The sequence below is a fragment of the Dactylosporangium sp. CA-139066 genome (genome assembly GCF_050936175.1).
Classification (GTDB): domain Bacteria; phylum Actinomycetota; class Actinomycetes; order Mycobacteriales; family Micromonosporaceae; genus Dactylosporangium.
Genome location: NZ_JBNJNH010000001.1, coordinates 6,422,950 through 6,436,886 on the forward strand (window position 1 = coordinate 6,422,950; position 13,937 = coordinate 6,436,886).

The 13,937-nt window shown below is 74.7% G+C and carries 11 protein-coding genes; 4 read left to right on the forward strand and 7 right to left on the reverse strand.

Annotation, left to right across the window (positions count from 1 at the left end; translation table 11 throughout):
* The 5 genes from ACQEVU_RS29495 to ACQEVU_RS29515 form a co-directional block, all read right to left on the reverse strand.
* Positions 1-1,245, reverse strand: a complete 1,245-nt coding sequence (locus ACQEVU_RS29495) for a PucR family transcriptional regulator (protein ID WP_433329166.1) — start codon at positions 1,243-1,245, stop codon at positions 1-3.
* A gap of 39 nt (positions 1,246-1,284) precedes the next feature.
* Entirely contained in the window at positions 1,285-1,632 is a 348-nt protein-coding gene (locus ACQEVU_RS29500) for a TraR/DksA family transcriptional regulator (protein ID WP_433329168.1), read from the reverse strand.
* A 446-nt stretch (positions 1,633-2,078) separates the two neighbouring features.
* Positions 2,079-2,396, reverse strand: a complete 318-nt coding sequence (locus ACQEVU_RS29505) for a TraR/DksA family transcriptional regulator (protein WP_433329169.1) — start codon at positions 2,394-2,396, stop codon at positions 2,079-2,081.
* A gap of 60 nt (positions 2,397-2,456) precedes the next feature.
* Positions 2,457-3,281: a cell shape-determining protein MreB gene (locus tag ACQEVU_RS29510; RefSeq protein WP_433329170.1), complete on the reverse strand. Its 825-nt coding sequence runs from the start codon at positions 3,279-3,281 to the stop codon at positions 2,457-2,459.
* A gap of 152 nt (positions 3,282-3,433) precedes the next feature.
* A complete protein-coding gene (locus tag ACQEVU_RS29515) occupies positions 3,434-3,619 on the reverse strand; it encodes a hypothetical protein (RefSeq protein ID WP_433329171.1) in 186 nt (61 codons plus the stop codon).
* Between the two features lie 165 nt (positions 3,620-3,784).
* Here ACQEVU_RS29515 and ACQEVU_RS29520 point away from each other — a divergent pair, with 165 nt between their 5' ends.
* From ACQEVU_RS29520 to ACQEVU_RS29535, 4 genes are all read left to right on the forward strand, one after another.
* Positions 3,785-4,378: a PASTA domain-containing protein gene (locus ACQEVU_RS29520; RefSeq protein WP_433329172.1), complete on the forward strand. Its 594-nt coding sequence runs from the start codon at positions 3,785-3,787 to the stop codon at positions 4,376-4,378.
* Between the two features lie 126 nt (positions 4,379-4,504).
* Positions 4,505-7,336, forward strand: coding sequence for a hypothetical protein (locus ACQEVU_RS29525; protein WP_433329174.1), 2,832 nt, complete (start codon positions 4,505-4,507; stop codon positions 7,334-7,336).
* Positions 7,337-7,364: 28 nt separating this feature from the next.
* Complete coding sequence (locus ACQEVU_RS29530; protein ID WP_433329176.1) at positions 7,365-10,313, forward strand: hypothetical protein; 2,949 nt, start codon at positions 7,365-7,367, stop codon at positions 10,311-10,313.
* Positions 10,314-10,392: 79 nt separating this feature from the next.
* Positions 10,393-11,586: a cytochrome P450 gene (locus tag ACQEVU_RS29535; RefSeq protein WP_433329178.1), complete on the forward strand. Its 1,194-nt coding sequence runs from the start codon at positions 10,393-10,395 to the stop codon at positions 11,584-11,586.
* A gap of 5 nt (positions 11,587-11,591) precedes the next feature.
* On the opposite strand, the gene ACQEVU_RS29540 is transcribed toward ACQEVU_RS29535, so the two are convergent.
* Both ACQEVU_RS29540 and ACQEVU_RS29545 read right to left on the reverse strand, forming a co-directional pair.
* A complete protein-coding gene (locus ACQEVU_RS29540; protein WP_433329180.1) occupies positions 11,592-11,915 on the reverse strand; it encodes a hypothetical protein in 324 nt (107 codons plus the stop codon).
* Between the two features lie 123 nt (positions 11,916-12,038).
* Entirely contained in the window at positions 12,039-13,835 is a 1,797-nt protein-coding gene (locus ACQEVU_RS29545; RefSeq protein WP_433329182.1) for a ricin-type beta-trefoil lectin domain protein, read from the reverse strand.
* Positions 13,836-13,937 lie beyond the last annotated feature (102 nt).

The window sequence follows — 13,937 nt, forward strand, 5'->3', positions numbered from 1 at the left end:
TTACGCGGTGCTCGGCAACGCCTCGGCGGGCCAGTTGAGGACCTTGGCGCCGAGCACCGCGGCCTGCAGGGTGAACCGGTCCGCCGGGTCGGCCGCGTCGTAGCCGGTCAGGGCCTTGATCCGGTCGAGGCGGTACGTCACCGTGCGCACCGCGACGTGCAGCTGCTTGGCGGCTTCGGTGGCCACCCCGCCGGTGGTGAAGTAGGCGTCCAGCGTGTCCAGCAGCGGCGCCGCGCCGCCGCGGGCCTGGTTCAGCGGCGTGAGCACCGCGGAGACCAGGTCGACCATGGCGGGTTGGTCGCGCAGCAGAACCCGGTACACCAGCAGATCGGTGGCGGTGACGACCGTCTTGTCGGCGTGCAGGCGCCCGGCCATGGTCAGCGCCTCGCGGGCCTCCTCGTAGGACCGGGCGATGCCGTACAGGCCGGGGTGGGGACGGCCGACGGCAACCCGCCAGGGTCGCCCGTGCCGGAGCCGGTTGAGCTCGCCGTGCATCAGCCGCCCGAGGTCGTCGTTGCGGTCGGCGCGTGCGGCCCGGCCGGCCGCGTTGGCCTCGGCCGGGGCGAGGACGACGAGCAGGCCCTCTTTCGTGGCGACGAGGACGTCGCGGTCACCGAGCCGGTCGAAGATGACCGCCTCCAGGGCGCTGATCGCCGTGTCGGTGTCGGGCAGCCGCCGGCTCGGGGCGGCGAGCGCCACCTGGTGCACCCGGGCGAGGTCGAGCCCGAACGGCTCCGCCCGCTCGACCACGCTGCCGAGGTCGGAGTCGCCGCGCAGCAGGTCGTCGACGAGTTCCCGGCGTAGCGCCTCCTCCCGGCGGACCAGGTCGCGGCGGGCCACCGCGTAGCCGTCGGCGAGGGTGGCGACCGCGTCGTCGATGACGTGCAGCACCGCCGCCGCCGCGGCGCGAACGACCTCGCTGTCGCGGGAGCGCACCACCATGGGCAGGTCCTGCCACAGCCGCCGGGCCGAGGACAGGTACAGCTGGACCACCCGTCCGGCCGAGATACCCTGCTCGGCGGCCTGGCGGCCGAGCCGGCCCACCGCGTCGAGCTCGGCGCGCCTGGGGCGGCGTCCGCTGAGGGCCGCGTCGGCCAGCATCGGCAGGTAGTCACCGAGCAGCTCGACCGGGACACCGCCGGCGTCGGAGGCGGCGGCGGTGGCGACGTCGGCCAGCCACGCCAGCTGCGCTTGCGGCAGTTCGGTCGCGGCGGGCTGTCGCCGCCGGCGGCTGTTGTCGGCCACGCCCCTCACCTTTCACTGGCAATACGGGCGGTGGCCGCCTCACCGCGGACCATACGGCCCTTGTTTGCCGGTCCCCGGCAGTCTAAACCGGCTGCATGCGGGACAGTGCTTCGCGGCCGGATGCCGGACCAGATGATCGATCGGGATATCGATCACGCAGCTCGAGCAGACGCCGTAACGACCGTGCTCGAGGGCCTGCAGCGCACGTTCGATCTCGTCGAGCCGGCGCAGGGTGACCGCCGCCATCGTCATCTGGTCGCCGGCCCCGGCATGCTGCTGCGACGGCGGTTGGTCAAGCAGACGAAGCTGCGTGCGGTACCGGCCGCGATGCTCCTGCAACAGGACGCGCAGAACGTCGAGTTCTCGCTGCCTGCTGAAGATGTACACGGTCAAGGCTCCTCGGTGCTTGTCGCCCGTCCGACGGGACGGGCCTCGGTCGGCGTGCGCTGCGAGCGCGCGGCGCCGCGGTCGCCATGCGCGGCCGCGCCGGGCTGCCGGGAAGGAGCTGGCAGCGACGGCAGGTGCGGGCGGCCGGGCGGCGTTGCAGCTGCGCGGCCGGGATGGGCAGCCGGCAGTGTTCACACCGGCCGTAGCTGCCGTCGGCCATGCGTTGCAGGGCTCCGGCCGTCTCGGCGACCGCCTGGCGAAGCACCGCCACCGCGGCTTCGTCCTCGGCCGTCCGGCCCGCACGGCACGTCAAGGTGATCAACCGTGCCATGTGCTGCGCGAACTGCGACTCCAGCTGTTCGTGCAGCGCTGCGACGATGGTGCTGCTGATGTGCGTCACGGCGACGGTTACTCCTTCCCGCGGGTGCACTGTCGGGGCTAGCCGGTCATCGTCCGCGCGCCTGGCAGGGCACGCAGAACCGGGCGTGCGGCAGGATTTCCAGCCGCGCGCCGGGAATTGAGCCGGCACAGCGTTCGCAGCGCCCGTAGACGCCCGCGGTGATACGCGCCAGCGCGGCGGTGGTCTCCTCGACCGCGTGGCGGGCGGCGGCCGTACGCGCGGTGATTGTCTGCGGGTCCTCGCCGGTGCTCCCCGGATCGGTGCCCGCGGCGGTGAGCACGGTGAGGTCCGCGGAGTGCTGGCGCAGCTGGGCCTGCAGCATCTGCCGCAGCGTGTCGATGCTCGGAGCGGTGTCGATGTCCATACGGGTCTCCCGTCAACGGTCGTCGGATAGCGGATTGCGGTGTGCCGCACGGGCCGCCGGTCAGGGACGCATGGCACGGCGACGCAGCGCGGCCAGGGCGGCCAGGCCCGCGCCGCGCACCGCGACAAGGTGCGGTGCGGCGGGGCGGCGGACCGGGGCGCCGGCGGCGCCGGCGATACGGGCGGCCAGCCGCGGGCGGGCCGCGCCGCCGCCGACGAGGAGCAGACCACCGCGGAGCGCCGCCGCAACGGCCTGGCGCTGGCGAGGCTGCCGGCGAACCTGATCGATCAGGTCGGTGACGGCGGCGATGACCGCCGCATCCGGGTCCAGCCCGTCGGCGTGGTCGTGCAGCCCGATGTCGCGCCGCCCGGCGGCGACGGTCACGCCACCCGCCAGCACGGCGACCTCGGTCAGGTGCGCGCCCACATCGGCGATCAGCAACGGGCCGGGCGCCGCGCCGGCACCGATCGCCGCGGCCCGCAGGGTGTCGATGAACAGCAGCCGCGCCGGTTCGAACACGGTCGTCATGACCTCGCGCAAGGCCAGCTCCGCACCGGAGCCGCCGCCCACCGGCCGGCACGCCACGACCACGACACCGGCCGGCAGCGGCCGCCGCCGGCCAGACAGCAGACCGGACAGCAACGTCCGCATCGCCTCGGGGTCGGTGATTCGGCCCCGAACCATCGGGCCGGACAGCCGCGCGGTGGCCGACGCGGAGCTGGCGGTGAGCACGGTACCGCGGCCGGACGCCCAAATCCTGGTGTTGGCACTGCCCAGGTCGACCCCGACGGCCGCGGGCTCGTACGGCGCGGTCTCGTCCACGTGACGGCGCCTGAAGTCGTCCGGGCCTTCAAGAACGGCGTTGCCGCTTGGTCTGGTGAGCATTGGTTCTCCTTTCGGGTACGCGAACGCGGTCCCTGGCGATGGCGGGAGATCCGGCTGCCGGCCCCAAGACAAGCACGGTCCGGGACAGCGGGCGCAGTCGACGGGCCGGGCCTACCCGGCCCTGGACACCGCGCGCGTCGTCGGTCCGACGGTCAGCGGATGCTGGTCGACCGGCCGGGCCGGCCGGGCGGCGACTGCCGCCGGCGCACCGGCTCGAGCCCGACTCGCTCCCCGGCGGCATCCGGCCACGCCGGTCCGATGCCGGGCGAACCGCTCTGCAGGGGGCAGGCGGCGACCGGGACGGCAGGTCGCTTGCTGTACAACACGCCAGTCGTCATGGTCATCACCCCCGCACGCGGACCGAAAGGACTTTCAGCATCCGCCGACGACCGCAGGCGACGCACCGGCACCGGTCGGCAACCTCGCGTCACGCACATTGCCGACCACCGGCAATGCGACCCTCGCGCCCACCGACGCGGCTTCATTGTGATCAAGTCGATCGGATGGAAGTCGCTGACCACACTCCCGATGGCCATAGATCCTTGCAACGGAACAATCGCCCGGTGGCATATCAGAACAACCAGCAATTCCCGCCTACCGGCCCCCAGTTCACAACCAACCAGCCGAATCCGCCGGGACGTCGCCGGCCGTCCAAGGCTGTCATCATCGGCATATCCGTCGCCGCTGCGCTGCTGCTGTTGTGCTGCTGCGCCGCCGCGGTGAACGCCGTCATCGGCAAGGACAAGAAGAACGCCGCACCGGGCGGAAACGCCAGCGCCGCCGCGACAACGGCGGCGGCAGTGGCCGCGGCAGCACCTTCCACCACCGCGCCGCTGCCGGCCGCCTCACCGTCGGCGTCACCGTCGCCCGTCCCGGCCACCGTCACGATGCCCAACCTGGTCGGCAAGAACGCCGCCGTGGCCCAGGACGAGCTCAAGCACCTCGGGCTGACCAGGGTCCAGCTCGGTTCGCAGGACCCGGGCGACACGGTGGTGATCCTGGCGGCGAACTGGACGGTGACGAAGCAGTCCCACCCGGCGGGAACTCAGATCACGACGGACACCCTGATCGTGCTCACATGCACGAAGAAGGCATAGGTCGATAGCTGCCCAACCGACCTGGAAGGCGTGCGGCAGGCGCCTTCCAGGTCACACAACCGCAATGAACGCCCACACCATCCAAGCGGGTCATTGTCTTGCGATGATTCGTCGTATCCTTGCCCGGTGCTGGAGCTGATCTGGGACGCGGTGCGTGCGCGGCGCATGTCGTCGCTTGCCCTCGGACTGCTCGCGGCGCTGGCCGTGGCGGCGATCGCGGCCGCTCCCGCATACTCCGCCGCGGCGGCCCGCGACAGCGCGGCCGCCCTGGTCCGCGAGGCCACCCCGGCGCAGCGGACGCTGACCGTGCAGGGCCGCGTCACCGCCGGCGGCGACGACCGCCCCGATGTCGCGGCGGCGGCGCTGCAACGGTTCCGCGACAGCGTCGGGCTGGAGCTGCCCGCGCAGCGGGCCGCCGTCGGGCTCCGGCGCTCCGGGACGCTCCTGCTGGGCACCAGGCCGGTCGCGGGCGAGCTGCGGTACCGCGACAACTTCTGCGACGCCGTCCTCGTCACCGGGCGCTGCCCGGCCGCGCGCGGCGAGGTCGTCGTCAGCGAGCGGCTGCCGCTCGGCATCGCCGTCGGCGACAGCGCCCGGTACTCCTCCGGGTCCGGCACCGCCCCGCTTGCGCTCACCGTCGTCGGCACGTACCGGGCCCGCAACCCCACCGACTGGTACTGGTTCGCACAGGGCGGCACCGCGCTCTACGGCACCGCCGAAACCGTCCTCGCCGGCAGCGGATTCGCCGACGCAGCGCTCGACGCGCTGCTGCCCGCCGAGCTGTTCGCCGATCCCGGCCGCATCGACGCCGCCCTGAACCGGCTGCGCGGCCAGCAGTTCGCGTACTCGTCCGGCGCCGCCGAACTGTATGCGCACCTCGCCGACGACGGGCGGGCAGTGCGCCGCGGGGTACAGCTCGCCACCGCTCAGCTGTTCGTGGTCGCGCTGCTGGCGTTCGCGGTCACCGCGCGCTACGCGGCCGAGGCGCGCCGGCTCGACGTCGCCCGCATGGCGCTGCACGGCACCGCGCGCTCACGGATGCTCATCCTCGCCGCCGGGGAGGGCGCCCTGCCGCTGCTGGCGGGCATTGCGCTCGGCGGGTTCGCGTGGCGGTACCCGCCGCCGGCCGTCGGGGCGGTCGCCGCCGGCGGGCTCGGCGCGATCATCATGGCCGACTGGCGCACCATCACCACGCCCGTGCAGCGGCTGCTGCAGACCGGCGCCCCGCACGGCTCGCGGCGCGGCGGTGCCACCGCCGACATCGCGGCGCTCGCCCTGGCCTGCGCGGCGGTGTTCCAGGCGGTCAGCCGGCACGGGAGGCCGGACGCCGGGTTCGGCCTCGAGGCGTTCGTACCGGTGCTGCTCGCGCTGGCCGCCGCGGTCCTGCTGTCCCGGCTGCTGCTGCCGCTCGCCGCCCGGGCCGGGCACGCCGCCGCCGTGGCGAGCGACAACAACGGCCGGCTCGGCGCCGGGATCGGTATGCTGCTGCTCGCCCGGCGCGGCGCCGTGCACCGGCTCGTGCCGCTGCTCGCCGCCGGCGCGTGCCTGTTCGTCGTCGCCGTGCAGGACTGGATCGCCGCCGACGAGGCCCGGGCCGACCGGGCTGCGATCGCGATCGGTGCCGAGCGCGTGCTCACCGTCGAAACCGGCGACCAGGAGCGGTTCCTCGCCGCGGTGCGCGCCGCCGACCCGGCCGGGACCGCCGCCATGGCGGTCGTGCAGAGCGCGGGGCGGGACCGCCGGCTCGTGCTCGCCGTCGACTCGGACCGCTTCGCCGCCGTCACCGGCACCAGTCCGGCCGTCGCGGCCCGGCTGCACCCGCCCGCGCCGGCGCCGCTGATCGTGACCGGCACGGCGCTGCGGCTCGACGCCACCGCCGATGCGCCCGGCGTGTCCGTCGTGGTCGGGTTCGTGGCCGGGGGTACCGGCGAAATCCTCAACGCCGTCTTCCCGGCCGGATCGTCCACAGTGGATGTTCCTCAGTGCCGGCGCGGATGCCGGATGACCACCGTCGAACTCCAGGGTGCCCGCACGACCGTGACGATCCGGCAGCTGCTCGCCGACGGTGCCGTCGCCGTGCCCGCCGGCGTCTTCGGCGACCCCGCCCGCTGGCGCACCTCCCTCGGCGACACCTTGCCGTCGGTCAGCCCGACCCACCGCGACGGGGCGCTCGTGCTGACCGCGCTCCCGCCGGGGAAGGCGGGCTCGACCGACCCGAGGGTGTACGTCGTGGACACCCCGGTGCCCCTGCCCGCGCTCGTCACCGGGCATTTCGTCGCCGCCGGCGACGAGCACAACCTGGCGTCCGTCAGCCCCTTCGGCGACGTGGCGGTGCCGATCTCGCCGGACCCGTGCGGCGTGCTGCCGCGGGTGGGCGCGGACGGCACGATCGTCGACCTCGAGTACGCCGCCCGGCTCGCCGGCACCGCGGTCCCCGGCGACCTGCAACAGGTGTGGCTGGCCCCGGGCGCGCGGCCGTCCATTGTGGACGACCTGGGCGCCGCCGGGCTGCGGGTCGTCGCCGAGGACTCCACGGCGGCCGCGCACCGCCGGCTGGACGGCTACGGCCCGGCCGCGGCCCTGCGCTACGGCCTGCTGGCCGGGGTGCTGGCGCTGCTGCTCGTGGCCGGCGCCTTCGGCGTCGCCGGCGCCACGCAGCGCCCCGACACCGATGCGCAGCTGCTGGCGCTTCGCGTCCAGGGGGCGCCGCGCCGGGTGGTGCGGGCCGCCGGGTTCGTGGCGGCGACCGTGCCGGCCGTCGCCGGGGTGCTGATCGGGCTGCTGTCCGCCGTGGTCGCGCGGCTGCTCGCCGACGCGCCCGTGGACCCGTTCGCCGACGGCTGGTCCGTGCTGCCGCCACCGACCGGTCCGGCCGCGGTACCGCTCGTGGCCGGCGCGGCGGCCGCCGCGCTCGGTCTCGCCGCCGTGGCCCTGCTCACCGCCCGGGCAAAGGTATGACCGGCTCGCAGCGGAGCGCGGGGGCGGCATGATCGGCCTGCTGTGGGACATGGTGCGGGGCCGGCGCGCGCAGTTCGCGCTGTCCCTGGTCCTGGCCGCGCTGGCCACCGCGGCCGCCGTGGCCACCCCGGCCTGTCTGGGCACCGTCGAGGAGCAGATCGTCGCCGGGCACCTCGCCGCCGCGTCGACGGTCGAGCGCACGGTCGAGCTCGCCGCGACCGTGCCCCGCCTGGACGTCGGGTTCGAACAGTCCGCGACGCCGCGCCTGGCCGGGCCCGGCCTCACCCAGGTGTTCAGCTCCGAGATCACGATGATCCCGGCCGGGCCGGAGAAGGCCCCGCCCGCCGACTCCCGGCGGGTCGGCTACCGGCAGGACCTCTGCGACCACGTCGTCGTCGTGGCCGGCCGCTGCCTGATGGGCGCCATGGAGGTGGTGGTCAACGAGCGCGCCGCGGCCGGCCTCGGCGTGCGCCTCGGCGACGCGCTCGACCTGGCCGCCGGGGCGTACATCGGCGGCGAGGAGATCTACCGGCCCGCCGGCGACCCGGCCCGGCTCACCGTCGTCGGGGTGGTGCGGGCCCGCGACGCCGCCGAGCCGTACTGGTGCGGCACCGTCGCCGACGCCGCGGGCGCCGACCGCGCCGGTGTGCCCTTCTACGTCTCCCGGGTCACGCTCAACGCCATTGACCATCCCGACGAGGAGCAGCACCTCGCCGGGTACTTCGGGCCGGGCGGCATCACTGTCGCCGCGCTGCCGGCGCTGCGCGCCTGGCTGGCCGCCGCCGGCGTGCAGGCGGACGGCAGCCCGGCACTGGGCACCCGCCTGCCCGACCTGATCGCCGGCATCGACGCCGACCTGGCGCAGGCCCGCGCCACCGCTGCGGTGGCCGCGGTGCCGCTGGCCGCGCTCAGCTGGGCGCTGATCGTCTTCGCGGCCGCCGCCGCGGCCCGCGCCCGCCGCCAGGAGCTCGGCGTCGTCGCGCTGCGCGGCGTCACCGGAGTGCGCCGCGGATGGTTCGCCGCCGCCGAGACCGCGCTGGCGGTGCTGGTCGGCGCGCCGATCGGCTACCTGGCCGTGGCCGTCCTCAGTGGACGGTACGCCGACCCGCTCATGCTCCTCGCGGCCGGCGTGACGACGGCCGGCGCGCTCGTGGTCGCCGTCGCCGCCCAGCTGCGCTCGGCCGGCCGCCCCGTCGCCGAGCTGCTGCGCGAGACCGAGCGGCGGCCCGGCCTCTGGCGCTCGCTCACCGTCGAGATCCTCGTGGTGGTGCTCGCCGTGGCCGCCGTGGTCCAGGTGCAGGCTCGCGGCGGCACGCTGTCCGGCGTCGCGCTGCTCGCCCCGCCGCTGGTCATGCTGGCCATCGGCCTGCTCGCCGCGCGACTGGCCGGGCCGCTCGCCGCCCGGATCGCCGGCCGGGCGCTGCACCGCGGACGGCTGGTCACCGCCCTGACCGCGACCCGGCTGGCCCGCCAGCCGACCGGCCAGCGGCTGCTGGCGCTGCTCGTTGTCGCGTTCGGGTTGCTGGGCTTTGCGGCCACCGCGACGGACGTGTCCGCCGCGACCGTGGCCCGCGCCGCCGACCTGGCCACCGGCGCCCCCACGGTGCTGACCGTGCGCGACACCACCCGGTCCGCGCTGCTGGCGGCGACCCGTGCCGTGGATCCCGGCGGGAAGTTCGCGATGGCCGCGGTACCGCTGCCCGTCCTGTCCACGGGCGCCCCGCCCGTGCTCGCCGTCGACTCGGCACGGCTGCCCGCGGTCGCGATCTGGCACCCCGACTACGCCGCGTTGCCGCCGCGCGACCTGGCCGCGCGCCTGCAGGCCATGACGGTGCCCGAGCCGGTACGCCTGCGCGGCACGACGCTCACCGTCGAGCTGACCCTGGCCGACGCCGGCACGGTGGCGACTTCGCTGTACGCCGTGCTCGCGCCGGACAACGGCGGCCCGGCGGTGGCGCTCGGGTTCGGCGCCCTCTTCGCCGGGCGGCACACCTACCAGGCCCACGACCCGTCCTGTGCCGCCGGCTGCCGGCTCGTCGCGCTGCGGGTCGGAGTCGCGACAGCCGTCGGCCCGGTCTGCCGGCTGACCGTGCACCGCCTGGACGCCGACGGCACCCCGGCCGACCTGGCCCGGCACTGGGAGGCGCCCCCGTCCGCGACGGCCGCCACGACCGCCGACGGGCTCGCGCTGACGCTGCCCAGCACCGGCCGCAGCAGCGCCGGTACCGTGCGCCCCGCCGACCTCACCGTTGCGCTGCCGGTGCTGTCGACGGGTCCGCTGCCGCCCGACGGCGCGTTCGGCCTGTTCGACGGTGTCGCGGTGACCGCCGGCGTGGCCGCCCCGTTGCACGCCGTGCCCGGCCTCGGCCGGCACGGCACGCTCGTCGACCTGGAGCGCGCCGACCTGCTCTCGACCGACTCCGGCGTGGTCAAGGAAGGCCAGGTGTGGCTCGCCGCGGGCGCGCCGGCCACGGTCGAGAGCGAGCTGGCCGCGCACGGCCTCACCGTCGTCGCCCGCCACACGGTCGCCGACGAGCGCGCCGCCCTGGGCCACCGCGGCGCTCCGCTCGCCCTGCGGTTCTTCCTCGTCGCCGGCGCCCTGGCCGCGCTGCTCGGCGCCGCCGGGACCGTGGTGGTCGCGGCGTCCTCCGCCGACGCGTACGGCCCGCTGCGCATCCAGGGCATGCCGCGCCGGGTGACCGCGCGGACCGACGCCGCCACCGCGCTCGGCGTCGTGGCCGCCGGCGTCGTCGCGGGCCTGCTGGCCGCACTCGTCGCGTGGGCGACGATCGGTCTGTTCCTGCCGTCGCTGTCCATCGATGCGCCCCGCCCGTCGCCGGCTCCGCTGTGGACGGTCCTGGCCGCCGGTGCCGCGCTGGCCGTCACCGCGCTGGCCGCCCAGCTGACGATCCGGCCGCGAGCGGCCCGCCGCAACGCCCGTCCGGTTGCCCAGCCCGCGCGCCGGCCACACCGTTAGCTCCGCCGCGACGGGCGATGCCCGTAGTGCGCCGGCGGCCCGGGCGTTTGGCGGCGGGCCGGCCGGGTAGGCCCCGGCGATGCCGACCCTCACCCTCACCGACCTGCACGCCTGGCTGGAGCGGTCCCGCCGCGACGGTCCCGTCTCCTACGACGGTGCGCAGCGCTGCACCAACGTGCTCGGGCACCCGGAAACCGTCGCCGTCCTGGCCGACGCCGCAACATACTCCTCCGACCTCGGCGACCTCCTCCCCCAACAAGAGGACTTCGAGCTGTTCCAGCGGGGCAACTTCGTGCGCATGGACCCGCCGCGGCACGACGCGCTGCGCCGGCTAGTCAGCCAGGCGTTCACGCCGCGGGTGGTGGCCGGCCTCGAACCGCGCATCGCCGAGGTGACCACCACGCTGCTGGACGCCCGGGCCGGGACGGACGGGTTCGACCTGGTGGAGGACCTGGCGTACCCGCTGCCGGTCATCGTCATCGCCGAGCTGCTCGGCATCCCCGCCGAGGACCGGCCGCTGTTCCGCGAGTGGGCGGACCGCATCTTCGAGCGTGCCGAGGCCGGCCCCGACCAGCCCGTGTCACGCCTGGCGAACGGGGAGGCGGTGGCCGCGGCGGCTCCCGCGGTACACCAGATGAACGCCTATCTGCTGGAGCGGATCCGGGCGCGGCGGGCGGCCCCCGGCGACGACCTGACCAGCCGGCTCGTGCTCGCCGAGACCGAGGGCGCTAGCCTGTCCGACGAGGAGATCGTCGGGTTCGTCGGCCTGCTGCTGATCGCCGGGCACATCACCACCACGGCGACGCTGGGCAACATGATGCTCTGCCTCGACGAGCACCCGGACGCCGCCGCGGATCTGCGGGCCGACCCGGCCCTGCTGCCCGGCGCGATCGAGGAGGTCGTGCGGCTGCGCACCCCGTTCCCGCGCCTGATCCGCCGCGCCACCACCGACACCGAGCTCGCCGGCGTCGCGATCCCGGCCGGCGCGCTGGTCGTGCCGTGGCTCGCCGCCGCCAACCGCGACCCGCGCGTCTTCGCCGACCCGGAGCGCTTCGACCCGCGTCGCGCCCCGAACCCGCACCTGGGCTTCGGCCACGGCCTGCACTTCTGCCTGGGCGCGCCGCTGGCCCGCCTGGAGGCCCGGATCGCCATGGAGATCCTCCTGCGCCGGTACGCCGACCTCGCCGTCGACCACGCCGAGCCCGCCGAGTTCCGCAACCCGTGGGTGATGGTCAGCCCGACGAGCCTGCCGATGACGGCCGTCGCCGCCTGAGCCGGCTACGCGGCGGCCCGCTTGCGGCGGGCCGCCCGGATGCCGCCGGAGACGCCGACGTACACCACGGCGAGCCCGCTGAGCCCGACGATGCCCAGCCCGGCGTACTTGATCCCGTTGGACAGCCGCGCGTGCTCGGCCTTTTCCTGGTCGTAGTCGTTGGTGCGGGTCGCGCCGTTGGTGACGTGGTCGCACGAGTCGGCGGGCCGCATGACCCGCCCGCCGCACGTGACGTCGCTGTTGTCGCCGATCCCGCCGAACCAGTACACCCCGAGCCCGAGCAGCGCACAGATGACGGGCAGCACGAGCCGTCCGATGAGTTCCTTCACGGCGCCGGATACTAGCGACCTCGCCGCCGGCCCGCTGTCCCCTCGCCGAGCGGCGCGTGACCCTGCCGGGTCCTGATACGCGGGATGGCCGCCCGGCGGGACGGCCATCCTCGTGCCGGACCTCTAGACGAGGGCGAACTTCTGTGCGCCGCTGCCGTTGCAGTCCCAGATCTGCAGCCGGGTGCCGTTGCCGGTGGCCCCGTTGGGCGAGTCCAGGCACCGGCCGGACTGCGGATTGCGCAGCGACCCGTCGGCCTGCTGCACCCACGCCTGGCCCCCGACCCCGTTGCAGTCCCACAACTGGACCTGCGTGCCGAGCGCCGTCCCGTTGCCCACGATGTCGAGGCACCGGCCCAGCGTCCGCAGCGAGTTGTTCGTGTTGTGGTACCAGTGCTGGTCGACGGCGTTGGACTGGCAGTCCCACAACTGGACCGCGCCCCCGTTGCCGGCGGTGTCGTCGCCGCTCACGTCCACGCACTTGCCGCCCGGGCCGTTGATCGTGCCGCCGCCGTTGACGGCGAACTTCTGCGCGCCGCTGCCGTTGCAGTCCCAGATCTGCAGCCGGGTGCCGTTGCCGGTCGCCCCGTTGGGCGAGTCCAGGCACCGGCCGGACTGCGGATTGCGCAGCGACCCGTCGGCCTGCTGCACCCACTTCTGCCCACCGACGCCGTTGCAGTCCCACAGCTCGACCAGCGCGCCGAGCGCGGTCCCGTTCCCCACGATGTCCAGGCACCGGCCCAGCGTCTGCAGCGAACCGTCCGCGTTGTGTGTCCAGTGCTGGTCCACCGCGTAGGACTGGCAGTCCCACAACTGGACCGCGGCCCCGTTGCCGCCGGTGTCGTCGCCGCTCACGTCCACGCACTTGCCGCCCGGACCGGTGACCGTCCCGGCCGCCGCCGGAATGCCGCCGCCACCGGAGCCGCCGCTGGTGAGCAGGAAGCGGTTGTTGGCGGTGTTCCAGTGCGTGGCCAGGTAGGAGCCGGCCGGCGGGTTGGTGTTGAAGTAGTCGTCCTTGTTGCAGTCCAGGCGGTTGTCCTGGGCCTGGTCGGTGCACACGACGCGCAGGACGGTGCCCGGCCCGTCGTTGTAGCACATGATGTCGTAGTCGTCGGTGCAGTGCCCGTAGGCGGTGTGGTTCGGCGAGCTGCTCATGACCGCGCCCATGGCGTGGGTGAGCTCGTGCGCCGCCGGCCCGGAACCCCAGCACCCGGAGTCGACCCGGCTGAAACTGGCCCCGGAGTTGTTGGCGTTGTCCTGCCCGGGCCGATCGTCGAGCGTCACGTAGGCCACGCCGCACAGCGCGGTCGCGTCGACGTACATGAGGTACTTGCGATCCGTGCGGTTGTACCCCTGCGCCTTGATCGCGTTGACCGAGTTGCCGAAGTCGGACAGCGACCCGTTGTCGATGGCCACGTCGGTCACCGAGATGTTGCACGAGCCGTCGGTGACGAACCGGATGTGCCGCACCCCGCCGGTCTGGGCCGCGCTGGCGCTGTAGATGTCGTCCACGCCCTGGGTCCAGGTGCGGATCGAGGCGAGATACTGGCTGTAGCGGTCGGCGTTGCCGGAGCCGTGGATGTACAGCACCTGGACCCGGTTGCCGGACTGCCCGTCACCGTCACACACGATGTTCGCCGCGGCCGCGGCCTGCGCCGCGTTCGTCGACTCCGCGAGGGGCGCCACGGACCGCTTCACATCGGTCCCGGCGAAGGATGCGTCGGGTCCGTGGGTGCACGCGCCCGGGACGGATTTGAGCTCGAACAGCCCTTTGCAGCGCCCGGTACCGACCTTGAACCCGTCGTACACGAGACCACGCGCACTGTCGTTGGCCGGAATCGACGGGTCCGGCGGCCCCTGACGCTGTTGCTGCGCCCACGCGGGCGCCGTACCGAGGCCGACGACGAGCAAGGCCCCCGCCACTATGGCGAGAACCTTGGGCCGCGGCCTGAACTGCAATCGAAACATGGGCATCTCCCGCTGGCGGACGGGTCAGGAATGCCCAGTGTGTTCCACTTCGCCGCC